The sequence below is a fragment of the Parachryseolinea silvisoli genome (genome assembly GCF_021190955.1).
Taxonomy (GTDB): Bacteria; Bacteroidota; Bacteroidia; order Cytophagales; family Cyclobacteriaceae; genus Ohtaekwangia; species Ohtaekwangia silvisoli.
On the sequence record NZ_JAIOAO010000009.1, the window covers coordinates 39,768 to 63,625 of the forward strand.

The following is a 23,858-nucleotide window of genomic DNA, read 5'->3' on the forward strand; positions in this document are numbered from 1 at the left end:
AAAAGAAGAAGAAAACAGAACACTCCATATTTTCGCTCCCGCGCTCACACTCACACCGCCTTAGGCAGGGTATTCTCCGAGTTGAGTCCGTGTATTCTCCGAGTTTAGTCCGACATAAGCCCGTTCTAAAAGCACGGAGACAACGCGCCGTCATGGCCGTTTTAGGATTCGCCTAAGCCGGATTGTTGCGGGCCCCCAATATCTCTGCGATCTCTTTGCCCGAAGCCTTCTAACTTTTACCTTTGTGTGTAAGTGTGCGAAATGAGGGGAAATTTGATGTTTCCTGATTGTCGCTACGGTGTCTGCCGGCTGTCTGGGCAGGTGCTTCCGGGTCTTTTCGAGCAATTCCAAGCTTCAAAAACCTTGAAATTAAGCTGTAAAAAGCATTTTCAGGCAATTTTGAATTCTTACTTGCATTTACGATAAGGGCGATTTACTTTTGTGTCCCTTTTTGAAAGGGGTAGTGTATTTACTTGAATTTTTAACAATACAATGGATCATAATAGCTATAAGACACTGAACGCCAACAAGGCTACAGTTGAAAAAAGCTGGGTAGTGGTTGATGCCAATGCGCAGGTGTTGGGTCGTGTGGCCAGTGAAGTGGCGCGCATTATCCGCGGCAAGCACAAGCCGAGCTACACACCAAACGTGGATTGCGGTGATAACGTTATTGTTATCAACGCTGAGAAAGTGCGCATGACGGGCAAGAAATGGACCGCTCGCGTGCTCTTTACACACTCCGGCTATCCGGGTGGTCAGCGTGAGCACACGCCTACCATGATCCGCGAAAAGCACCCTGAGCGCCTGATTGAGCACGCTGTACGCGGCATGCTTCCCAAAAACAGACTCGGTCGTGAACTGTACAGAAGCCTGCACGTTTATGCCGGCACTGAACATCCGCACGTAGCACAACAACCCAAAGAAATAAAGTTCTGATACAATGCAGATCATTAATACAATCGGCAGAAGAAAGACCTCCATCGCCCGGGTATATGTACAGCCCGGCAAAGGAGATATCAAGATAAATGCGCGTGAGCTGAAAGAATATTTCATTTCAGAAATTCACCAGACTACCGTAAAGCAACCCCTTGCTGCCGTAAAGGCCGAAGGCCAGTACGACGTAACGATCAACGTAGAAGGTGGTGGCATTAAAGGCCAGGCCGAAGCGGTTCGTTTGGGTATCGCCCGTGCATTGGTGGAATTCAACGCTGAGAACAAGCCTACCCTGAGAAAAGAAGGCCTCCTGACCCGTGACTCCAGAATGGTGGAACGTAAGAAGCCAGGTAGAAGAAAAGCGAGAAGAAAGTTCCAGTTTAGCAAGCGTTAATAATAAGAGAATGGCTGACAAATTAACATATCAGGAATTGCTGGATGCAGGTGTACACTTTGGTCACCTTACCCGCAAGTGGAACCCGAAGATGGCCGAGTACATCTTCATGGAGAACAACGGTATCCACATTATCGACCTGAACAAGACCCTGGCTCGCCTGGACGAAGCAACATTCGCCCTGAAGAATATCGTACGCTCTGGTCGTAAGATCATGTTCGTTGCGACTAAAAAGCAAGCTAAGGACATCGTAACCGAAGAAGCAAAGCGCCTCAACATGCCGTTCGTGACAGAACGCTGGTTGGGTGGCATGTTGACTAACTTCGCAACGATCCGCAAATCGCTGAAGAAACTTTCGCAAATCGAAAAGTTGATGAAGGATGAAGCCTTCGCCAACCTGGCGAAACGCGAACGCCTCATGGTTACCCGCGAAAAGGCGAAACTGGAAAAACTGTTGGGCGGTATTGCCGACCTGAACAGATTGCCGGCAGCTCTTTTTGTGATCGACGTAAAACGCGAGCACATCGCTGTAACCGAAGCACAAAAGCTCAACATCCCGGTATTTGCTCTGGTGGATACCAACTCTGATCCGGGTGGTGTTGATTTTCCGATCCCTGCAAACGACGACGCATTCAAGTCAATCTCGATCCTGACCAAGAACATTGGTAAGTCAATCGAAGAAGCTCTGCAAGAGCGTAAGAGAGACAAGGACGATGCAGCGCTTCGGAAAGAAGAAGAAGAGAAAAGAAAGGTTGACGAAACTGTAGAAGAACCGAAATAATCAATTTTCGATTCGATCTGTACGATCAGGTACACGTGTTCATCAACAATTCTTATACTGATAATGCACTGAACATCGGCCCTACGCCGATGTTTAGTTTTTTAGAGATCATTCAAATTCGTAAATAAAAACATATGTCAGCGATTTCAGCACAAGATGTAAACAAGCTCCGTCAAATGACGGGCGCCGGTATGATGGACTGCAAAAAGGCCCTTGCCGAAGCCGAAGGAGATTTTGACAAAGCGATCGAGATATTAAGAAAGAAAGGCCAGAAAGTTTCTGCTTCCCGTTCTGACCGGGATGCCAAAGAAGGCTCTGTATTTGTAAAAGTTAGCGACGACAACAAAGAGGCTGTTCTCATCGCCCTGAACTGCGAAACTGACTTCGTAGGCAAGAACGAAGAGTTCCTGAGCCTGGGTAAACTGATCGTAGAGACTGCTTTTGCCAACAAGCCTGCTGATAAGGAAGCCCTCCTTACACAGAAAGCCGGTGACCTGACCATCAACGACAAAATCGTAGAGCTGGTGGGTAAGATCGGTGAGAAGATCGAAGTGAGCGAGTATATCCGCATGACGGGTGAGGCTGTAGTTCCTTACATCCACGCAGGTTCGAAACTCGGCGTACTGGTATCACTGAAAGGTGTGAACGGTAAAGATGTAGTAGAAGCTGGTAAAGACGTAGGCATGCAAATCGCCGCGATGAATCCGGTAGCGGTTGACGAGAAGAGCGTTGATCCTACGCTTATCGCGAAAGAGCTAGAAATCGCAAAGGCTCAGATCCTGGCCGAAGGCAAACCAGAAAACATGGTAGAGAAGATCGCACAAGGCAAGCTGCAGAAGTTTTACAAAGATACTACACTGCTGCACCAGATCTTTGTAAAAGACAACTCGAAGACGGTTGCTCAATACCTGGACAGCATCACGAAAGGTCTGACAGTAGCAGAGTTCAAGCGCGTATCCATCGGCTAAGCTCGTTACAACGGTATATATAAAAGGGTCGCTCGTATGGAGCGACCCTTTTTTTGTGGCAGTCAGATTAATGTACTACCACGTGCCGAAGGGCTACGAAGGCAATGATCATGACCCAATAGAGTGTAATGGACAGGAGGTATACCGCGATCGCTTTCAGGAATGCAAAAATCCATTTGTTTTGAAAGAATTGGTGATAGGTCACCGCGATGTATAGTACGAAGAGCGCTTCGCGTACATATATATTCCAGTGAATGGTGGACGGGGCAATCAGAAAAGCCGGTATGGAGATCAATACAAGCACGACGTTAAGCTGCCCTACGACAAAGGCTTGCAGTACAAAGTTCTCTGCCAGGTTAAAACGTGAGCGGATCGAGAACAGCCACGACAAAAATGCGAATAGGGGCACGATGAGAATAAGCATGAGCAACTTACCGTTCTGGACGACGACCTCCATCACCTCCTGGTAATACGGGCTGCGGTTTGACGCTGGCGAGTCCGGGGCTACCATGGCACTGGAATAACCGGATTTATAACTGATAAATGCATAGAGCGCGGACGTGATAACCAGGAACGTAAACGGGTTGAAATACTTCTTGCGCTTGCCGTCTAGGTATTCTCGTGCGACTATGCCCGGGCGGGTAATAAGTTCTTTTATCAATAAGAGGAAGCCTTTATCGGCATGGGTAAGCGCATGCGTCACCTCGTGACCGAGGTGGCCTATGGTGACGCGGTGTATATGCGTTTGTTGGCCGCAGGCCGCACAGTATGCACCCGGTGCAGGTGCGTGACAATTCTTGCAGGTCGTAGATTCCATGAAGTTAGGTTTTGGTCAACAGGGTCTGTGCGCGGGCGATGTCTTCCGGAGTGTCGACGCCAATGGTCTCTTCGGTCGTCTCGGCTACGGCAATGCGGTAGCCATTTTCCAGCCAGCGCAGTTGTTCGAGTGACTCCACTTTCTCGAGTGTCGAAATGGGCAGTTGCGTGATCTGTTTTAGAATATCGGCACGGTAGGCATACATGCCGATGTGTTTATAGAACGTGTGGCGTTGGAGCCACTGCTCTTCAGGTGTCAGGCGAATGTGCGGCAGGGTGGCCCGGCTGAAGTATAGGGCTTCGCGGCGCGCGCTCACAACGGCTTTTACCACGTTGGGGTTAAACAAAGTCTCCTGCTCGTGAATGGCTTTTACCAGGGTGGCAATCTCGGTCTGTCCATCGAGACGTGAGGCGAGGAGGTCGATTTGTGTCGGTTGTATAAAGGGCTCGTCGCCCTGGATGTTGATGACGTAGTCAAATGTACCGGGTTGTTGCACGAGGGTTTCGTAGCAGCGGTCGGTGCCGCTGGCGTGGTCTTCGCGGGTCATGCTGACCCGTCCGCCAAAAGATTTTACGTGGTCGAAGATTTCTGCGTTGTCGGTCGCTACCACGACGGCTGACAGGCTCTTTGATTTGCTGGCCTGCTCGTATACGCGGCGGATCATCGATTTTCCTGCAATATCTACTAAGGGTTTGCCCGGAAATCTGGAGGAGGCGTACCGGGCAGGTATAATGCCGAGTATATTCATGGTTATCGTTTTCTGACTTTTAGCGAGGTGGTTTCGTTGTCGATCACTTCGATGGCTTCGCCTGGCTCGATGTATTCACCGCGTGTAAAGGCGTCGTATACCTGGCCGTCAATGGTTACTTTGCCGCTTGGGCGCAATACGGTGTGGGCGACGCCCTGTTTGCCCGTCATGGATGTTTGATTAAAGTTGGCGGTGTAACCTTGTGTACTGTCTTGCGTGTCGGTCAGGGCCACACGCCGGAAGGCGCGGCTGTTCATGATGCGCGCGCTGCCCGCAAACAGCAGCACCATACTGCCCACCATGCCGCCGAGGGCGGCGATAAGCGCCAGCAGCATGTCATTGGTAGGGACGAAGGAAAAATCAAACGCATCGTTGTTGATCATGATCAATACCAGGGAGCCGAGTGTCAGGGTGATGCCGGCAATGCCTGCTACGCCAAAGCCCGGTATCAAAAACAATTCGACGCCGATCAGGGCAATGCCCGCCAGCAAGGTGAGAATCTCCCAGTTTTCGGCCAGGCCGTTGAGGTAATAGGGGACCAGGTATAATACCAGTGCGATCAGGGCCAACAATCCGGCCAATCCCAGGCCCGGCGCTTGTAGCTCGAAATATATACCTCCGAGGATGAAAAGGATCAGTATCCCGCTGATGAACGGGTTCATGAAAAAGTTTACAGTACTGTCGACAACCGAGAGCTCAAAGCGGTGCAGGGTGTAGTGGGTAATATGATTCTGGCGCAGCAGAGAGTCGATGGAGGTTACTTTTCCTTCGCAGTAGCCGTGGCGGATGGCTTCGTCGGTGGAGAAGGTAATGACCTGGCCAGGCTTTTTGATGCTGTCGAGCTCGATATTCTCGTCTACCATGGCTTCGGCGATGGTGGGGTTACGCCCGTTCTCCTGGGCGGTCGAGCGCATGATCGAGCGCATATAGGATTGATATTTGTCGGGGGCACGCTCGCCGTTGCCGGTGACGACGGTGGCCGCGCCGATGCTGGCCCCGGGGGCCATGTAAATGCTATCGCAGGCAATGGAGATCAGGGCGCCAGCCGAGGCAGCATCTGTGTTGATAAATACCCATACCGGCTTTTTTACCTGCATAAGCTTGTCGACGATGTCTTTAGCGTCGGTTAGCATGCCGCCGTAGGTGTCCATGTCGATCAGCACGATGTCGGCTTTTGTGTTTTCCGCCTCCCGCAGGGCGAGCTCTACATAACGCGCCATGCGTGTGTCGATTTCGTCGCGGATGCTGAGCACCAGCACATGCTTTTCCTGGGCGCTGACGGCGCCCGGCACCAGCAGGGCGAGGCAAGCGACAAACCCGGCGATACGGGCTACCAATCTTTTAGGGTTAGAATTTTCCAATCTTTCAATCTTCAATACCTTGCATAAAAATAGCCAAATTAAGACAGAGTTGGGGAGCATGCTGCAGCGGAAGTTTTCTCATGTATTCGATGGTGTTGTTTGGAACACGGTGGTGTTGCCCGACGAAAACGTACTTCTACTGGAAGTGCGCGACCACGCGCGCAAGCAGGTGACATTTTCTGCGCTGCACTACGATGATGACCGCTTCCTGTGGCATAGTAAGGTCCTGGAAGAGCCGTGGTGGGTAGCGCTGGCCGATGCCTCCGGGGGCATTGTGCTGATTACGCTCTACATCGATACCAATAATCCCGACCGCAAAGGTATGCTGGCCTATACACTGGCCGACCTGCAGTTGCTGTGGTGGCACAATGATTTTACGCTCGCCAGGCGACAGGGCGATTGTCTCTATGGATTTTCATCGGGCGTGGGTTCTAAACCGCTTGTGCTGGCGTTGCATTCCGGCAAGGAGATACCGGCCCCGACTACGTCGGGACCACTTGCCGCGGCGCCAGAGGAGAAGGTACTGCGGCCGCAACAATATGGCGATGGCACGGAGTATTTTAGAACGGTGGCAAAATTTTTACGGGAAAAGTTAAATTTATCGGTCGTTCTGTCGTTGGAATACGTGGAGTATAGTGGCAAGATTTTTATAGCATATTATGCGCAGGAGCAAAGCCTTGTCAGTCACCTTACGGTGTGGACCGATGCGGGTGAATTGTTACTGCAGGAAAAAACAGGTGAGCATCTGAAAGGAATCGGCCAGGATACTTTTTTCATCCTCTCGGGATGCTTATTTTTCGTGAAGAATAAACATGAGCTTATAAGCTATTTTTTATGATAAATGTATTGATCTACGCGGGTGCTTTATTTTTTCAGCCGCAGGCTTATGATTCACTGGGTATCGAAACTGTGAACGGTAAAATCTTTGTCGTACACCGGGTGGAAGAAAAAGAAACGCTGTATGGCATTTCAAAACGGTACGGCACTACCGTCGATGCCATTGTACAATACAACCCTGATGCGGCCTCCGGGCTGGGCACGGGGCAGATATTAAAAGTACCCTACACCAAGCCGACCACGAATCGTGCGACGACGGTGACCACTACACCGGCTACAGGTCGTGGTGGCGTCATTCACGTGGTGGCGGCGCGCGAGACGATGTTTTCGATTTCGAAAGCCTACGGCGTGACGGTAGATGAGCTGAAGCAATGGAACAACCTGACCGATAACGCACTTTCGCCCGGGCAGGAGCTTGTTATCAAACGTCGCAATACGACGACGGGCACCACGCCGTCTGAAAATGTGACTACGGTAGCACCAACAGCATCGGGTAAAGGTGTGCATACGGTGGAGGCAAAAGAGACACTTTTTTCGATCGCAACGAAGCATGGAATCAGCGTACAACAGCTGAAGGATTGGAATCATCTTACCAACAACGAGATCAGCATTGGTCAAACGCTGGCAGTGAAACAACCGTCGGGACAAACTACGCCGGCCGAAGAGCCACGCACTCCGCCGTCGTATACCAGCACAACGCCTACTACAAACACAACTACGCCAACGCCTACACCGGTAAAACATGATCCACCGGCGGTAACAGAAACGCCGCGCGAGAAGACGGAGCCCGTGGCAGTAAAACAACAACCTGTTGAACCCAAGACCACGACGATTCGCGTGTATGACGGCGTGAAGAACAGTGACGAAGTAATGGAGTCGGGGTTGGCGGAGCTGATAGAGGGTACGGAAGGTAATCGTAAGTATCTGGCGTTGCACCGCACGGCGCCGGTGGGCACGATTCTCAAGATCAAAAACGAGATGAACAACCGCGAGGTGTTTGTACGCGTGATGGGCAAGCTGCCCGATACGGCGATGACTGACAAACTCATCATCAAAATATCCAAATCGGCATATGACCGGCTGGGCGCGATCGATGCGCGCTTCCGAGTCGAAGTAACGTACTATAAATAAAGAAAAAGCCCGGTGATGACACCGGGCTTTTTTTATGGTCGTTGTTGGGGTTGATTAGTGATGATGACCACCCTCGCCGTGTACGTGGCCATGCGCCAGCTCGTCGGAAGAAGCTTCGCGCACATCCATTACTTCTACGTCGAAGTTCAGCTCGACACCCGCCAGCTCGTGGTTGGCATCCACCGTAACGGAGTCCTGGCCCACTTCTGTTACCGTTACCACGCCGCCCTGGCCGGTAGAGAACTTCATGCCAGCACGTACGGGCTGATCGCCAAACGCCGACTTGGGTACTTGCTGTACCATCGACGGGTCTTTATGACCGTAACCTTTATCCGGAGAGATCTTCAGCTCGAGCTTATCACCCTTCTTTTTTCCTTCCAGGCCTTCTTCCATGCCCGGAATCAGGTTTCCGATGCCGTGGATATAATACAAAGGTTCACGGCCGTCGCTGGTGTCGATGACTGTACCTGCGTTGTCGCGAAGCGTATAGTGGATCGCGGCAACCTTGTTTTTTGTGATTTGCATGCATAAAGGTAAAAAAAAAATTGTACCGCAACTCCGGATGACCGGCACCGATGGGTTGCGATAAATGCGCTTAATTCTGTACCGGAAACGTTTGCCCCCTGTTTTTGGAACATTTGCCAACCCTCGTTTCTGCGCCAAAATCGAAACTTTCCTGCCTAAATCGATTGCGTAAAGAATGTTCTCCTGGTTCACCCGCTTCAAGCAAACGCGCCGCCTGGCCGCTCAAAAAGATTACCGCAGGGCAGCCTGGCTGTTTTTTCTGGAGGTGAGCGTCGGGGCATTCCTACTGATCTTCTTTCTGCTGATGGTGAAGATATTCCTGGACTAAGTAGCTCAATCAAATTAAACCCTAAACAGTATGACGTGTAAACCTCTACAAAATCCTTGCAGGCGCCTCATCGGACTGCTCGTGTGGCTGTTGCTCCTGGGGCCCCTGGCCCACGCGCAGCTCGCCACCGTCAGCGGCGTGGTGAAAGACCCTGCCGGCAATGCCATTCCGGGCGCCAACGTGTTGGTAAAAGATACCAACACCGGCACCATTACCAACGCCGACGGCGCCTACCGTATTGACGTAGCGCCCGACGCTATTCTACAAGTCCGGTTCATCGGCTACACCACGCAAGATGTAGCGGTCAACAATCAGACAACCGTGAATGTTACCCTGGTCGAAGATGTTTCGACGCTCAACGAAGTTGTGGTAATTGGTTACGGCGAAGTTCGCAAGAGTGACCTGACCGGTGCTGTGGGCGGTGTGACGGCGAAAGACCTCAACCTCACCGGCATCTCGAATATTACTCAGGCGCTGCAAGGCCGCATTGCCGGGGTACAGGTGAACCAGAGCGACGGCGCTCCCGGGGCGGGTATCAGCATTCAGGTGCGTGGAGGCAACTCGTTTTCCAGTAGTACGGAACCCCTGTATGTCATCGATGGTATACCTTTTACCACGGGTAACTCGCCGACCAGTAACACTGAGCGAGGCGAGCGACAGATGCTCAATCCGCTGGGTTTTATCAATCCGCAGGATATCGAGTCTATACAAGTGTTGAAAGATGCCTCGGCTACTGCCATCTATGGCTCCCGTGGCGCCAATGGCGTGGTGCTCATTACAACGAAGAAAGGACGTGCAGGCGAAGATAAGATCGAGTTCAATGTGAACTATGGTATTTCGCAAGTGGTCAAGCAGATTGACATGCTGAACGGGTATGATTATGCGAACTACCAACTGGAGGGCAATCGTAACTATAGTTCGTATGAAGGGGTGCAATATACCCCCGACTTTAACGGCCAATGGAATGTGAACTCCGCGGGCGACTCGACTTATCAGCCTACACCACAGGATTTTCTCGACGGCTACCTCGGTGGTGGGACGAACTGGCAGGATATGATCTTCCAGAACGGTTCTACGGCGGACTATACGTTGTCGGCGTCGGGTGGTAACGAGAAAGGTAATTATATGATCTCCGGTAATTACTTCAAGCAGGAGGGTACTATTCTGGGCTCGGGCTATGACCGTCTGGCGGTGCGGGCCAATGTAAACCGTAACCTGAAAGACTGGTTAACCATCGGCACCAGCTTGCAATTCGGTCTGGGTGATTATAATATGGCCAAGACCAATGCGGACGACCGTGGTCTGATCTGGTCGTCGCTGGTGTTTCCGCCTTCGCAGCCCATCTATTCTAATGGAGCTTCGGGGTATAGCACCATCAGCTGGCTTGCACCCAACCCGTGGCTGTCGATAAACTCGACAAAGAACGACTTCCGGAACATGACGTTCTTTAATGCTAACTATATCGAGCTGAAGTTGCTGCCGTTTCTGAAGTTCCGCCAGAATATTGGGTATAACTTTTCGTCGTGGGACCGCAAGGCGTTTTACGGCAAGTATACCTGGGAAGGCCAGGCGTTCGGTGGCGTAGCACAGACAAGCTCCAACACCTGGGCCAAGAATACGTATGAGTCGCTGTTGATGTTTGATAAGGCGTTTGGCACGGATCATACCATCAATGCCGTGGCAGGTCTGACGGCAGAGATCGAGAACTACGAAGACGAGTCGGTGGAGGTGCGCAATTTTAAGCTGGATGTAAATGGCTACAACGACCTGAACGCAGGCTCGGATCGTCAGCAGCCGCGCAACTTCAAAGGCCGCAATACATTGCTGTCGACGCTTGCGCGTGTGAACTATGCTTATAAGGACAAGTATCTGTTGACTGCTTCGTTCCGCCGTGACGGTTCGAGCAAGTTTACGGAGAACAACAAGTGGGCTACCTTTAAGTCATTTGCCCTGGCGTGGAAACTTTCGGAAGAGCAGTTTATTCAACAGCTGGGTATATTCAGCGACCTGAAACTGCGCGGGAGCTATGGCGAGACGGGCAACCAGTCCATCGGCGCTTATTCCACGATTACCAAGCTCACGCTTGGGCAGGCAGCTTTTAACGGCGCCATCGTCAGCGCGCTGGTAGACGGCACGCCGGGTAACGAAAACCTGGTATGGGAAACGACGAAGCAAGTAGACGCCGGGTTGGATATAGGCTTGCTGAACGGGCGTGTGAGCCTGACAGTGGACGTCTATCAAAAGAAGACCCGCGACCTGTTGCAGCAGTTACAAATACCCATGAGTACGGGCTTTGCCAACATTCAGGCCAACTTCGGGACCGTGGAGAACCGTGGATTGGAATTGTCGCTTACCGGCAAGGCCATTGCGCGTAACAATCTGCAATGGGATATAAGCGGTAACATCGCTTTTAATCGCAATGAGATTCAGGATCTGCTGGACGATCAGTTTGCCACGCGTCTGGGATATGCCATCGACAATATCTTCATCTTCCGCAATGGTCAGCCTGTCGGGGCGGTATATGGCAGTGTGACGGATGGTTTCTATGATAACGAAGCGGAAGTGATGGCTGATCCCTACTATGCCAGCCTGCCGGTGGAGAGCCGGGAGAAAACAGTACGCTCTAAAATCGGCGAGCAGAAGTATAAAGATCTGGATGGTGTTCAGGGAATCGGTGATGGTGACCGTACGATCATCGGCAATACTAACCCCGACTATACCTTCGGACTGACCAACACCTTCAACTACAAACGGTTTACACTCAACGTCTTTTTGCAGGGTGTGATGGGTAACGACATCGTAAACTACAACCTGGCCAACATGCGCATGGGTAAATATCAGAACATCCCCCAGTTTATGTATGACGGCCGCTGGACGGCGGAGAACCCCGAGCGGGCCACTCAGCCCAAGCCTAACTGGTCGGAGGCCCGCATCTGGCGCTTCTCCGATCGTGAGATTGAAGACGGCTCATATGTTCGTATGAAGAACATCTCGCTGGGGTATACCTGGGCGCCCCGGTTCAAGTATATTCAGTCGATCTACCTGTATGGTAACATTACCAACCTCTTTACCATTACCGATTACAGCTGGTACGATCCGGATGTAAACGGGTTTGGGTCTGACGCCCGTCGCGGTGTTGACCTGGCGTCGTATCCCAGCAGCCGCACGTACTCGCTGGGACTTAAGGTAACCTTATAACTTCTACGCACACAACGATGAAATCATTCAATAAAATATTTGTGCTCTGCCTGCTCTTACAGTTTGTAGCATGCAGTGATTTTTTGGAGGAGAAAGCATACTCCATCTTGCGTCCGGACAGCATCGAAGACAACGAATCGAGTGCTAAAATGATGATCGACGGTGCGCTGAGCACCATCGGAGGCGACCTATACTTTCAGTGGGGCATCTGGCACCGTGTTACGAACTTCGACGGTGACTATGAAACCGGTCCCGACTGGGGCATGAAGGAGCTCGGTACGGGCAACTGGCAGTCGTATGGTGATATGTTTCGTCTCTGGCAAGGCCCGTATTTGTTGGCCGAGCGCGCTACGTCGGCGATTAGCACCATCGACGGTATGAGCTTCGATCGTGCAAAGCAGAATCACTATATGGGGCAGGCATACTTCCTGCGCGCGTGGGCATATTTTAACCTGGTGCAAGGGTATGGTGGTGTGCCGATCTTCCGGCAGACGGTGGTGCAAGGCGCCGAGCCACAACAGCCGCGTGCGTCCGTACAAGAAACCTATGATTTTATTATCAGTGACTTAAAACGCGCCGAGTCCCTGATGTTCTCCAAGGCCGATGCGGAAGATAATACGTTGAGCCGCGGTGCCGCGCAAGCCCTGCTGGCCAAGGTATATTTAACGATGGCTTCGGGGGCGTTGACTGGAGCGGAGGTTACGGTCAAGGGTGGTCCGGCGGTAATATCCGTGGGTGGTCCCAATGATCCGGATGAAGTAATCGCGGAACCCGCTACGATTACGTTTGCCAAGAACGTCGTCGCGGGACACGAGTCTATGGATGCACAGGCATACTTCGACTCTGCGCGCGTAAAAGCCCGTGAGCTGATCGATAGTGAAGAGTATGATTTGTTTCCGACGTATGCCGACGTGTGGAAAAAAGAGAATCGCTTCCAGGTAGAACACATCTGGTCACTGCATTCCATTGCCAACGATGCTGTGTTTCGCAATGTCGTGTCGCACGAATTTGCGGGCTCTTATAAAACGACAACAGGCGATGAACTACAAGGTGCCGTGTATGGCATGCGCATACACTGGTACGAGCTTTTTGAAGACAACGATCAGCGTATTACGGAAGGTGTGAACCATCGCTGGTATCAATGGGGCGCGTGGCGCATGTATCCGCTGAAAGATACGGCCCGCCGGCATGAGCCCAACCCGCCTTACGGCTGGACGCCCAATGACGAGGCGCTGACCAATACGGGTGCCATGCGGGCCATCTTGCGCAAGTTCGAAGGTGTAAGCGACCGTAATACCGAGAATAGCGACTTCGCCTACCCCTTCCTGCGCTTTGCCGACGTACTGCTGGTATATGCCGAGGCAGAGAACGAAGTGAACGGCCCGACAACCGAGGCCTACGGTGCATTGGACCGCGTGCGTACGCGCAGCGGTGCCACGGCGGCGCTGTCCATGACAAAGCAGCAGTTCCGCTCGTTTGTACTGGAAGAACGTGCCCGCGAGCTGGCCATGGAAGGTGGCCGCCGCTGGGATCTGCTGCGGTGGGGTATATACTTACAGGTTATGAATGCTGTGGATGTTGACGAAAACAACGTCATCAAACGCCGGGAAGAAAAGCACCTATTGTTCCCCTTACCGCTGGGCGAGCTGAATGCCAATAAGAACCTGGGCGGACCCAACAACGGACAGAATCCCGGCTGGTAAGCGTGGGCATGTTTCCATCAAAAAAAGAAATACAGTATGAAAATCTTCTATTCATCGATAAGAATTTTCCTCGTCGTATTGCTGGGCGCAGTATTGTCTGTGTCGTGCAGCGACGACGAGAGCGGCTGCGGCACACCGGAAATTACACGGGTGTCGACGGCACAGAACCGCGCGGAGACCATCGCGGGCGGCAACATGGGCGACTTCATTATCATTCAGGGTCACGACCTTTGTGGTGTTCAAAGCCTGCTCATCAATGATGTGGAGGTTGATTTGCGGCAGGCATTTATTACGCCGGCCGAGATCACGCTCCAAATACCACGTGTGGTACCGCAGGAGGTAAGCAACCAGATTACGCTGACTACAGGCGGTGGCTCGGTAACAGCGCCCCTGGAGGTGTCGGTGCCCCCACTGGTTGTATACGGCCTGGCCGCGAATGAATACGCATTGGCCGGCGAGACGGTTGTTGTAAAGGGGGCGAACTTCGACTTATACGCCGTCACACCGGAAGCCGGGAAAGTTACGTTCGGCGGTATAGCGGCGGATGTACTATACGCCAGCTATGATTCCGTTGTTACCGTGGTGCCAACCGGTATACCCGACGGCCCGGCGGATATTGTCGTATCCGGCACCTATGGCGATGGTACGGCCATATTTCCTTACCGCGACAACCGTACACTGTTGATCAGCAGTGACCCCTGGTGGGGATGGTGGGGCGGAGACTATGTTACGTCAGGCGACACGCCGCCGGCCATCTCGGGCAACTATATTCACGTGAAGCGCGAGATCGGCTCGTGGGCGTGGACGGAAGTAGTCGGCGGCCCTAACAACGTCGATGGCAGCACCACCAAGAACATCCCGGCGGACGCCATGCAAAATCCTGCCAACTACCTGTTCAAGTTTGAAGTAAATACGTTAAAGCCCTATAGTAGCAACCAAATCAAAATAACCCTGGGCGAGGACAATGACGCAAGTACGTATCTATGGCCACACTATGATACCCATGGTGTGTGGCGCACAGTGTCTATCCCGTTGAACGAGATCGTAAAAGACCCGAAGGCAAATCCCGACGGCTATTTTATCCGCTTTCTCTTTCACGGCGACGGTGCCCTCGACGCCGACATAGCCTTCGATAACGTTCGCGTTGTTCCTAAACCTTAAAAACACCGTGCGTGTGAGATTGGGAGCGTGCATGTAGTACGCACCCAATCCATCATAAAATGAAGACACCATGATTCGATCACTATTATATATACTTGTCACAAGCATCGCCACTATACCGACGTTGGCCCAACACCCCCTCGACCCGCATGCCACCGCTGGCACGGTATCTCTATACCGCAACCTCCAGTCCCTCTCCACCAAAGGCATCCTCTTCGGCCACCACGAAACCGATGCCTACGGCGTCGGCTGGACCGGTACAGAGGGCCGTTCGGATATAAAGGACGTTTGTGGCGCTTATCCCGCCGTCCACGGTTGGGACCTTGGCAAAGAAGGCCAACGCAATAACATCGACGGTGTTCCCTTCGAATCCATGCACCGCTGGATACGCGATGTCTACGCGCGCGGCGGCATCAACACCATCTCCTGGCACGTGGACAATCCGGTAACGGGCGGCTGCTCGTGGGACACTACGCGTGCGGTACAATCCATTCTGCCGGGGGGTAAACAGCACGCAGACTTTGTTCAGCGCCTCGATCGTGTGGCTGCGTTCCTCGCAGCCTGTAAGCATGGCCATGAGCCGATCCCCATCATTTTCCGGCCGTATCACGAACATAACGGAAACTGGTTCTGGTGGGGCAAAGGCTTGTGTACCGAGGAAGAGTATATTCAATTGTGGCGCTTTACCGTTGACTATCTTAAAAATACCAAGGGGCTGCATCACATTCTCTATGCCTTTTCCCCCGATCGTAGCCGCATGAATTTAAAGGACGCACGCGCTTCCTATTTATATGGATATCCTGGCGATGCCTATGTAGATATTTTGGGCTATGACAATTATATGGATGTCGGCATCACCTGGAATAAAAAGCCACCGCAAGAGCAGGCGGATGATTTACGGACGGGATTGTCTGCCGTGTCGGCATTAGCGCGGGAAAAAAAGAAAGTTGCGGCGTTCACGGAAACGGGGTTAGAAGGCGTCACGAATCCATCGTGGTATACCGATGTAATCTTGAAACCATTAAAATCGGATCGGTCCATTCAAATGGCTTACATCATGGTGTGGCGCAATGGAAATGACAAACATCATTACGCGCCGTATCCGGGACATCCGGCGGCAGCCGACTTTCAGGTTTTTTACCAGGATCCGTATACTCTGTTTGAAAATGATTTGAAGGCGGTATATAGGTAGGAGGGAACGTCCGCCCTGTATGCGGTACGTTAGAATAAATGTTGGGGTGAAGGAAATATCTGTATGATTCACGATATTTCAGTTACCAAACCCATCGACATGCCCCTGACCTTTTACCCTACCGACTCAAAGCTTGCGATCTTTGAAAAAGTGCAACAATATCTGGAAGCCAATGGCCTTTTAGTAACCGCCCGCGACCTGGCCCGGCCCTGGGGCGGTTTTTTTGTCATCGATGAAACGCAAGCGCAACAATTTGCACAACGGTTTTTTCCGGGTATTTCCGTAGCGGATCTCCGCATCGGCGGGAGGCTGAGCCCGAAAATACTGATTGTACAAGGCACCCGGCGCCTGTCGTGGCAATACCACCACCGTCGTGCGGAGATTTGGAAGCTCGTCGCCGGCGAGGCCGGTGTGGCCATAAGTCCTACGGACGATGAGGGTATTGTACAGCCGATGATGCCCGGAGATGTTATCCGGTTGGATCGGGGCCAGCGTCACCGGCTGGTCGGCTTGGAGAACTGGGGTATGGTTGCCGAGATCTGGCAACATACGGATGCCTTGCACCCTTCTGACGAAGACGATATCGTGCGGGTGCAAGACGATTTTGGAAGGTCGGTCTTATAAACTTTAAAACATCTGTTCATGTTTGTGCGGAGGTTCCTGTGGGTGTATCTGCTGGTCGTAGCCGGGTTGGGCACGGTCAGGCTGGTGGCCCAGCCGGCGGAGCTTCCGCAGAAGAATATCATCTTTCATGCACTGCCTGAAAAGCTGGGACTTTCTCAGAGTTCCATCAACTGTATTTTGCAAGATCGTGCGGGATATTTATGGATCGGCACCTGGTCGGGACTGATTCGTTATGACGGGTATACCGCCACGGTCTTTCACTCCGATAACGCCCCGGATAAGATCAAAAGCAACAAGATCACCACGATCTATGAAGACCGGAAAGGATCGATCTGGATCGGCACGCATCGCGGCGGACTGTTTCGCTACGATCATCGCACGGGTAAGTTTGCGCACTTCCAGCATCAGCCCGGCAACCCAGCCAGTTTGAGCAATGACAACGTCTGGGCGTTGCAAGAAGATGACCAGGGACAATTGTGGGTAGGGACCGAATACGGGCTGAATCTATTGAACGAGGCTACCGGCTCCTTCCGTGCATTTGTATTGGATGTGAACGATACAACCACCCTCAGCCAGCCGTTCGTTACGGATATATTTCTTTCGTCCACCGGCGACCTGTGGGTAGGCACCGAATATGGTCTCAACAAAATGATACCACCCCGTGCCCATGGCGGGAAGGATTATACTTTTGTACGATACCTCTACAATGATGCCGACCCGGCCGACGCAAGCCTCCATCATCATATATACCACATTGAAGAAACCCGGCACCGGGGCCGGCCACCCGTGATTTGGTATAGTACCAAAAAAGGTATCAAACGTGTCGACGAGACTGGGACGATGAACTACATCGTAGAGGGTAAATCGTCGGGTTATAATCTCTTTCGTGCCTTTATGGTGGTGGACGGCGAGCATCCCTATATACTGGCCGGATCGGAAATGGGGTTAAACTTCTTTGATCCCGAAGCCGGCAGGTTCATGCGTTTTCTGGGGGGTGACGATCGTACGGTGAACCTGAGCCACAACACGGTTACGTCGCTCTTTCTGGACCGCGGCGGCGTATTGTGGGTTGGTACTAAAAAAGGATTAAACAAATACGACAGCTACGCTAAAGGCTTTGCGGCGTACAAGACTTCGGCATTTGATCCGACGCGGAGCATCATCACAGGCCTGCGCAGTGCGCACGATGGTGGGTATTGGATCTCGACACTCGGCGGGGGCTTGTTCCGGTTTACCAACGGCACATTCCGACGGTATACCATCCGGCACCGGGAGGAAAACGACTTTACGGATTTTATACAGGTGTTGTTTACCGACTCGCGCGGTAACGTGTGGGTCAGTACGGCCGGAGATGGTGTCTATACATTTTCGGAGAAAGCAGTGGGAAACAACCCGCAGATTACGCAGTTCAAACATTACGGGCTGCAGTCGGCGGCCCCCATCAGTGATGACTACGTCATGTCTTTTGCCGAAGACGTACGGGGCAATATCTGGCTGGGCACGTGGAGTGGTGGCCTGAATATGATCACGGCCGAAGGCCGGGTAGTACAGTTTCAAGCGCCCCTGTTGGAACGGGTGCCGATGGTGGTGATGCACGCTGATCACGCGGGTGCGCTTTGGATTGGCAGCCGGGGCAATGGTCTTTACCGCGTGCGCCAGACGACACAGGGGCTGGACGTACGCCACTATTACCGGGGTGATAGCCTGCACAGCGAGCTGACCAACAATTTTATCAATGCCTTGTATGAGGATCACGCCGGCGGGCTTTGGATCGGCACCGAAGGTGGGTTGAATACATTTGACCGCCGCACGGAAACGTTCCGGTCACATGCCTTCGAGGCCGGGCCGAGTAATAATGTGCTCGTCAGTATCCTCGAAGATGACAGCGGCAAGCTATGGCTGGCCCACTGGGATGGCCTGACAGTGATCGATCCCGGGAACCCGCACTTTGTCAAGAGCTACGATAGCCACGACCGTATACAGGGTGGTTTTTTCTACAACCATGTTTGTTACAAAGATCCGAAGGGGCTACTGCTCTTCGGGGGATCGGAAGGGTTTAATATTATCGATCCGGCCGCCGCCGTGCCCAATCCTGTCGTGCCCAATGTGGTGATCAGTGACTTTCAGGTGTTTAACAAACCTGTGCCGGTTGGGACGGCGTTTGGCGGACGTGTAGTGTTGGAAAAACCGCTCGCGGAGACATCGGAGGTAACGCTCAAACATTTTGAGAACTCTATCTCATTCGAGTTTACGGCCCTGACGTATGCGGCGCCGGAGAAGACGCGCTATGCTTATAAGCTCGAAGGGTTTGACAAGGATTGGAATTATACACAGGCCACTCGCCGTTACGCCAACTATACCAACCTGAACCCCGGTCACTACCGGTTTAAAGTAAAAGCTACCACCAGCGACGGCGTCTGGAGTGAAGCCGAAAGTGAGGCGTCGCTGGTCATTCTGCCGCCGTGGTGGAAAACAACCTGGGCGGCCGTGGGATATGTGCTGGCCAGCTTGTTGATCCTGCACTTCTTCCGCAAGTTGATCCTGATGCGCGCCAATTTCCGCCACGACTTGAAAGTAGAACGGTTGCAACGCGAGAACCAGGAGAAGCTCAATCAGGCCAAGTTGCAGTTCTTTACCAATATCTCTCACGAGTTTCGCACACCGCTGACGCTGATCCTCGGGCCATTGCACAGTCTGCTGGATTCCGCCGGTGTGGGCAAGCCGGTGCGCGACCAACTGCTGGTGGTGCAAAACAATGGGCAGCGCCTGCTGCACCTGGTAAACCAGTTGTTGGATTTTCGTAAGGCAGAGTCGGGTAATCTGTCGCTGGCGGTGAGCGAAGGCAACATGGTGCAATTTGTGCAAGAAGTAAAATTGTCATTTGATGCGTTGGCCACGGAATTACAGCTAACCTTCACTTTGCAGGCATCGTCACCGGTGGTCCACGTATGGTTTGACCGTGATCATTTTGAGAAGATCTTGTTTAATCTGTTGTCGAATGCATTCAAGAATACACCGGCGGGTGGCCGGGTTGTGCTGCGGGTACAAGAATTGGAAGATGCTGTAGTGGTAATTGTGGAGGACAGTGGCAAGGGTATACGCCGCGCGCATGTCGAACATATCTTTCAAAGTTTTTTTAGCTATGATGAAGACCGGCATCATGCAAGCACCGGTATAGGCCTGGCACTGACAAAAAGCCTGGTAGACATGCACCAGGGCACTATTGCGGTAGAGAGCGAAGAGCATGTCTTTACGCGGTTTACCATCCGTCTCCGCAAGGGTAGTGCACACTTTGATGCGTCGCAGCGCGCCAGCGGTATAAAAGAGACCGACGCGTTTGTTTATACCGTGCCGCCGGTCGCCGGTACGGTACCGGTTGGTACGGAACCACCGGAGCATCCGGAAGACGTACAAAAACTACTGATTGTCGAAGATAACGCCGCCGTACGCGACTATATACGTTCAATTTTTCAGACAGAATATAGCATTCGTGAAGCGGCCGATGGGCAGGAGGGGCTGGCGATTGCCCAGGAAGAAATACCCGATATTATTATCAGCGACGTGATGATGCCCGTGATGGACGGCATAACCTTTTGTCGCACGCTGAAAACTTCCGCCCGTACAGCACATATTCCCGTCATATTGCTTACGGCCCGCACCTCGTTGCTCTTTAAAGTAGAAGGGCTGGAGACCGGCGCGGACGATTATGTTACGAAACCCTTCCATCCACAGGTATTGCAGTTGAAGGTGCGCAATATGTTGCGCCGACGGGAGCAGTTGCACGCTGCTTTCCAGGATCGGTCTACGCTCCGTCTGTCTCCAAAGCAAGTAACGCATACATCGGCCGACGCCCGGTTTGTACAGCAAGTGCTCGAAAGCATTGAACGCAACATGGCCAATCCGGCATATAGTGTAGAAGACCTGGGGCGTGATGTGGCGATGAGTCGCACACAATTATATCGCAAGCTCAAAGCGGTTTCGGGCCAGTCTGCCAATGAATTTATTCGTACCATCCGGTTGAAGCGGGCGGCACAATTGCTCGGTCTGGGCGAGCTCACCATCGCGCAGATTACCTACGAGGTTGGGTTTAACGACCTTCCATACTTTCGCGAGTGTTTTAAGAAACTGTTTGGGGTTACGCCTTCTGCTTATGGGGTAAGCAGACCGGGTGAGGAGACGGACCAGCCGACACCGTCGCCGGCCGATAATGCCTAGCCCGACGGCGTCCGTTAGATGAGCTCGTGCAGTTGTTTTACAGGCAGAGGTTTGCTAAATAGTTGTATGACGTTCTTGTGAGCTTCGGCTTGTTCGATGTCGCGTGGATCAAGCGTAGAGGAGAGCATAATGATCTTGGTCATTTTCTTAAAGTCTTCGTTCAGCGCCTCGAAGGCGTCGAGGAATTGAAAGCCGTCCATCAGGGGCATGCGTACATCCAATAAAATTACCAGGCTATTCGGCAGGTTCGACTTCAGGTCCTGGATCCATTGCATGGCTTCGATGCCGTTTCCCGCGTGGGCAACCTCCACTGCGCCGAAATCTTTTTTTAGCAACTGCTGTGTGACAAGTTGGTCTACCTCGTTGTCGTCGATGATGAGGAACTGGCAATCGGTTTTCATGCGGGAATGTTGATAATAAAGTTGCTGCCGGTCCGTGATTCGGACTCGACCCGTATTGTGCCCTTGAGCCGGGTGATAGTTTCCTTCGTGATATAGAGTCCCAGCCCCGATCCCTTTTGGTTGTTGGGTGTCACGAAGAACATATCGAAAATCTTTTCATGGTATTCCTTCAGGATGCCCTGGCCGTTGTCGGCGATTTCGATCACACGCATGCCATTCTTGCGATAGCTTTTAATAAGAATGTATTTTTCTTCTTTGGATTTGTCATGATACTTGATGGCGTTGGAAATGATATTGTTCATGACAATTTCCAGCCGCAGGCTGTCGACCCAGAGAACCGGGTCGGTTATTTCCTTGCGAATGGCAATATCGTGCGCGCCAGGCATATATTGGTGGCGAGCAACAACCTGGTCGAACAGAGTATCGAGGTTTACTTCTTTGCGGTGGACAACGGTGCGTTTGTTGCGCGAAAAGTCGATGATTTCTCGGATGAACTCGTCCTGTTTGCCCAGGGTGGTTTTCATGAGCGCAAGGTAGGACTTGATTTGGGTTACGTCACCTTCGACCATCGCAATCTCGATCAGGCCGCTCAACGACGAGATCGGTGCGCGCAAGTCGTGTGAAGCGCTGTAGACAAACTTGTCCAGCTCGTGGTTGGTGCGGGAGAGGTCGGCGTTTTTTTCGCGTAGTCGGTGGATCATTACCATGGCATAACCGCTGGCGCTGCCGATTATTAACAGGGTCATGACCACATTGGTAATAAAGAGCCAATCGTTTACCGTACGTGCTGCTGCGCCCAGCACCCCCGAGAATTCGCGCTCGCGAATGGTGAGCCCTGTCGTAAATTCGGTGATCTTTGTTACATACTCCGCTTTGTCAGCGGCTGTCAGTTGCCCCTGTAAAATCTTGCGATGCGCCTCTTCTGCGAGCCGGTATTCTTGTAAAATGATGTAATCGGCTTCTTTCCATAACGCAATGGCGCGCTTCATAAACGAGATATTTCCGAAGTTCTTAAAAAGCCAGATCATGTCGCTGTGGTCGTCGGGGTGATTGCGACCCGCGGTAAGGCCCGCACGGACAATCGACTCGTCGGCGCCGGTAGTGAGACCCACGCGCACAATGCTGTCGCCGATGTTCACACTTAACTCCTTGCGGAAACGGTTGAAGTAAAGTGTATCGTGTGTGTCGAGGTAGAGTAACAAATTGCGGGATGCATCTTTTTGTCCTTTGGAGTATTGCGACTCACCATTAATGTACGCGCGAACACCCGACGTGATCAGGATGGTGTAGTAGTTGATCACGATCAGGACAGCTGACGCGAGGAAAATGATCCCGATCAACACAATCACGTTGCGCGGGGTAATGGAGGATATTTTTGGATGCATATCGCCCGTAAGGCTTCAACGAATGTGATTTCAACGAAAATTACTTGGTATATTAAGGTAGGGGAAAAATGTTAAATCGGCAAGTAAAACTCGTCGATACAGATGGCTATCAAGTCGACCGGATAACAGGACAACTCCCGGGCTGTCTTGCAAGAGTCTGGGATACACTCGCTTCGATGTTTTCGCGCGCCGCAACGAACATGAAGGATACGTCACGGCGGATCAAAAATGCGCCCGAAATGTTCGACGAGACTTGCGGTGATGTGTCCATCGGAGTCGAGGGCGGGATTGAAAATCGAGACACTTATGCCGACAATTTTACCGGTGGTGAGCAGGCTTCGTACCAATAGTTCGACTTCATCGTAGTATAGACCTCCGGGTAGCCGGTAATCTACAGCGGGGTTTAGATCGTCTGCCAGCACGTCGGTGTCGTAGTGAAGCCAGCAACCCGCGATGGTCAGTGATTGCAAATGATTCGCCACCCATGCGCTCTGCCGGGCGACGCCGTGTTGCCGGAGCGTTGCCAGGTCCATGCAGGTAATGGCCGTTTGACGAATGTCTCGTGAGCCGTAGTGTTGTGTTTCTGTCCAGTCGCGTTGCCCTATGTGTATAGTGTGTTGGTCTTGTACATAGGGTTTGAGATTGTCGATGTTGGTTAGCAGGTCGGGGCCTCTGCCGCTGATAATGGCCATGTCCATGTCGGCAACTTCGCCGGTGGTAGACTTCTCTGGTTCATAGAAATCAGCGTGCGCATCGAGCGAAACGATGCCATAGGTGCCGAGCCGTTTTAATGCCGACATAATACCCAACAGTATGCTACAGTCACCCCCTAAGACAATGGGGAAATTTTCGGGAACGCATCGCCGGACGGCGGAACCCAGTGTTTTCGAAAATTCCCGTAAGGGGAGCGGATTGAGGCAATGCGTTTGCGGATCGCGCTGCTGGCTATACTGATCGTTTTGTGTGGGTACGAATTGCAGCGGTTGTTTTATTCCAAGACGTTCTGCTAAGCCGGCCTGCAGCAATTGTTCGGCTAGTCGCTCGACACCCGACGGGCGAAGGCCCAGAATCGACGGCGCCGCGAGGATTGTCATATTGTTGTGCTGTGGCCTCATATTGCAACAGCAACGTAAAAGGCTGTGCCTGGTGGTAATCG

20 protein-coding genes are annotated in these 23,858 nt (G+C 52.3%); 13 read left to right on the forward strand and 7 right to left on the reverse strand.

Translation table 11 applies throughout. The annotated features are described in order from the left end of the window. Nucleotides 1-492 precede the first annotated feature (492 nt). The 4 genes from rplM (at nt 493) to tsf (ending at nt 3,076) form a co-directional block, all read left to right on the forward strand. Nucleotides 493-936, forward strand: coding sequence for a 50S ribosomal protein L13 (gene rplM / locus K7P01_RS30965; protein ID WP_254084649.1), 444 nt, complete (start codon nt 493-495; stop codon nt 934-936). Nucleotides 937-940: 4 nt separating this feature from the next. Beyond that, a complete protein-coding gene (gene rpsI, locus K7P01_RS30970) occupies nt 941-1,327 on the forward strand; it encodes a 30S ribosomal protein S9 (RefSeq protein WP_254084648.1) in 387 nt (128 codons plus the stop codon). A gap of 10 nt (nt 1,328-1,337) precedes the next feature. Further along, nucleotides 1,338-2,108 carry a 30S ribosomal protein S2 gene (gene rpsB / locus K7P01_RS30975; protein WP_267298479.1) on the forward strand — a complete coding sequence of 257 codons (771 nt, stop codon included), beginning with the start codon at nt 1,338-1,340 and terminating at the stop codon, nt 2,106-2,108. Between the two features lie 134 nt (nt 2,109-2,242). After that, the gene (gene tsf / locus K7P01_RS30980; protein WP_267298480.1) at nt 2,243-3,076 is read left to right on the forward strand and encodes a translation elongation factor Ts; all 834 of its coding nucleotides are present in this window, start codon (nt 2,243-2,245) and stop codon (nt 3,074-3,076) included. A 67-nt stretch (nt 3,077-3,143) separates the two neighbouring features. On the opposite strand, the gene K7P01_RS30985 is transcribed toward tsf, so the two are convergent. From K7P01_RS30985 to K7P01_RS30995, 3 genes are read right to left on the reverse strand one after another with little or no spacing between them, the layout of a single operon-like run. Further along, nucleotides 3,144-3,893, reverse strand: coding sequence for a DUF3667 domain-containing protein (locus K7P01_RS30985; protein ID WP_267298481.1), 750 nt, complete (start codon nt 3,891-3,893; stop codon nt 3,144-3,146). A gap of 4 nt (nt 3,894-3,897) precedes the next feature. Then, nucleotides 3,898-4,641 carry a 3-deoxy-manno-octulosonate cytidylyltransferase gene (gene kdsB, locus K7P01_RS30990; RefSeq protein WP_267298482.1) on the reverse strand — a complete coding sequence of 248 codons (744 nt, stop codon included), beginning with the start codon at nt 4,639-4,641 and terminating at the stop codon, nt 3,898-3,900. Between the two features lie 2 nt (nt 4,642-4,643). Beyond that, nucleotides 4,644-5,978, reverse strand: coding sequence for an NfeD family protein (locus tag K7P01_RS30995; protein WP_267298483.1), 1,335 nt, complete (start codon nt 5,976-5,978; stop codon nt 4,644-4,646). 82 nt (nt 5,979-6,060) lie between these two features. On the opposite strand from K7P01_RS30995, the gene K7P01_RS31000 reads away from it, so the two are divergent. Beyond that, complete coding sequence (locus K7P01_RS31000) at nt 6,061-6,840, forward strand: DUF4905 domain-containing protein (RefSeq protein WP_267298484.1); 780 nt, start codon at nt 6,061-6,063, stop codon at nt 6,838-6,840. After that, nucleotides 6,837-7,970, forward strand: coding sequence for a LysM peptidoglycan-binding domain-containing protein (locus tag K7P01_RS31005; protein WP_267298485.1), 1,134 nt, complete (start codon nt 6,837-6,839; stop codon nt 7,968-7,970). The genes K7P01_RS31000 and K7P01_RS31005 overlap by 4 nt, the downstream gene beginning before the upstream one ends. Nucleotides 7,971-8,024: 54 nt before the next feature. On the opposite strand, the gene K7P01_RS31010 is transcribed toward K7P01_RS31005, so the two are convergent. Then, a complete protein-coding gene (locus tag K7P01_RS31010; protein ID WP_267298486.1) occupies nt 8,025-8,495 on the reverse strand; it encodes an FKBP-type peptidyl-prolyl cis-trans isomerase in 471 nt (156 codons plus the stop codon). Between the two features lie 175 nt (nt 8,496-8,670). On the opposite strand from K7P01_RS31010, the gene K7P01_RS31015 reads away from it, so the two are divergent. From K7P01_RS31015 to K7P01_RS31045, 7 genes are all read left to right on the forward strand, one after another. Beyond that, nucleotides 8,671-8,823 carry a hypothetical protein gene (locus K7P01_RS31015; RefSeq protein WP_267298487.1) on the forward strand — a complete coding sequence of 51 codons (153 nt, stop codon included), beginning with the start codon at nt 8,671-8,673 and terminating at the stop codon, nt 8,821-8,823. Nucleotides 8,824-8,853: 30 nt separating this feature from the next. Next, entirely contained in the window at nt 8,854-12,021 is a 3,168-nt protein-coding gene (locus K7P01_RS31020; protein ID WP_267298488.1) for a SusC/RagA family TonB-linked outer membrane protein, read from the forward strand. Between the two features lie 17 nt (nt 12,022-12,038). Next, nucleotides 12,039-13,724: a RagB/SusD family nutrient uptake outer membrane protein gene (locus K7P01_RS31025; RefSeq protein ID WP_267298489.1), complete on the forward strand. Its 1,686-nt coding sequence runs from the start codon at nt 12,039-12,041 to the stop codon at nt 13,722-13,724. A 36-nt stretch (nt 13,725-13,760) separates the two neighbouring features. Continuing rightward, nucleotides 13,761-14,885 (forward strand): glycan-binding surface protein, encoded by a 1,125-nt coding sequence (locus K7P01_RS31030; RefSeq protein WP_267298490.1) that lies wholly within the window; start codon nt 13,761-13,763, stop codon nt 14,883-14,885. A 70-nt stretch (nt 14,886-14,955) separates the two neighbouring features. Next, nucleotides 14,956-16,077 carry a glycoside hydrolase family 26 protein gene (locus tag K7P01_RS31035; protein WP_267298491.1) on the forward strand — a complete coding sequence of 374 codons (1,122 nt, stop codon included), beginning with the start codon at nt 14,956-14,958 and terminating at the stop codon, nt 16,075-16,077. A gap of 99 nt (nt 16,078-16,176) precedes the next feature. Beyond that, nucleotides 16,177-16,701, forward strand: a complete 525-nt coding sequence (locus tag K7P01_RS31040) for a cupin domain-containing protein (RefSeq protein WP_267298589.1) — start codon at nt 16,177-16,179, stop codon at nt 16,699-16,701. Between the two features lie 18 nt (nt 16,702-16,719). After that, nucleotides 16,720-20,916: a hybrid sensor histidine kinase/response regulator transcription factor gene (locus K7P01_RS31045; protein ID WP_267298492.1), complete on the forward strand. Its 4,197-nt coding sequence runs from the start codon at nt 16,720-16,722 to the stop codon at nt 20,914-20,916. A gap of 14 nt (nt 20,917-20,930) precedes the next feature. Here K7P01_RS31045 and K7P01_RS31050 read toward each other — a convergent pair whose 3' ends face one another. The 3 genes from K7P01_RS31050 to K7P01_RS31060 all read right to left on the reverse strand — a co-directional run bounded on the left by K7P01_RS31050 (nt 20,931) and on the right by K7P01_RS31060 (nt 23,796). After that, on the reverse strand, nt 20,931-21,317 hold the full coding sequence (locus K7P01_RS31050; RefSeq protein ID WP_267298493.1) for a response regulator: 387 nt from the start codon (nt 21,315-21,317) through the stop codon (nt 20,931-20,933). Next, a complete protein-coding gene (locus K7P01_RS31055; protein ID WP_267298494.1) occupies nt 21,314-22,702 on the reverse strand; it encodes a sensor histidine kinase in 1,389 nt (462 codons plus the stop codon). The genes K7P01_RS31050 and K7P01_RS31055 overlap by 4 nt, the downstream gene beginning before the upstream one ends. Nucleotides 22,703-22,914: 212 nt before the next feature. Further along, nucleotides 22,915-23,796, reverse strand: a complete 882-nt coding sequence (locus K7P01_RS31060) for an arginase family protein (RefSeq protein WP_267298495.1) — start codon at nt 23,794-23,796, stop codon at nt 22,915-22,917. Between the last annotated feature and the right edge of the window lie 62 nt (nt 23,797-23,858).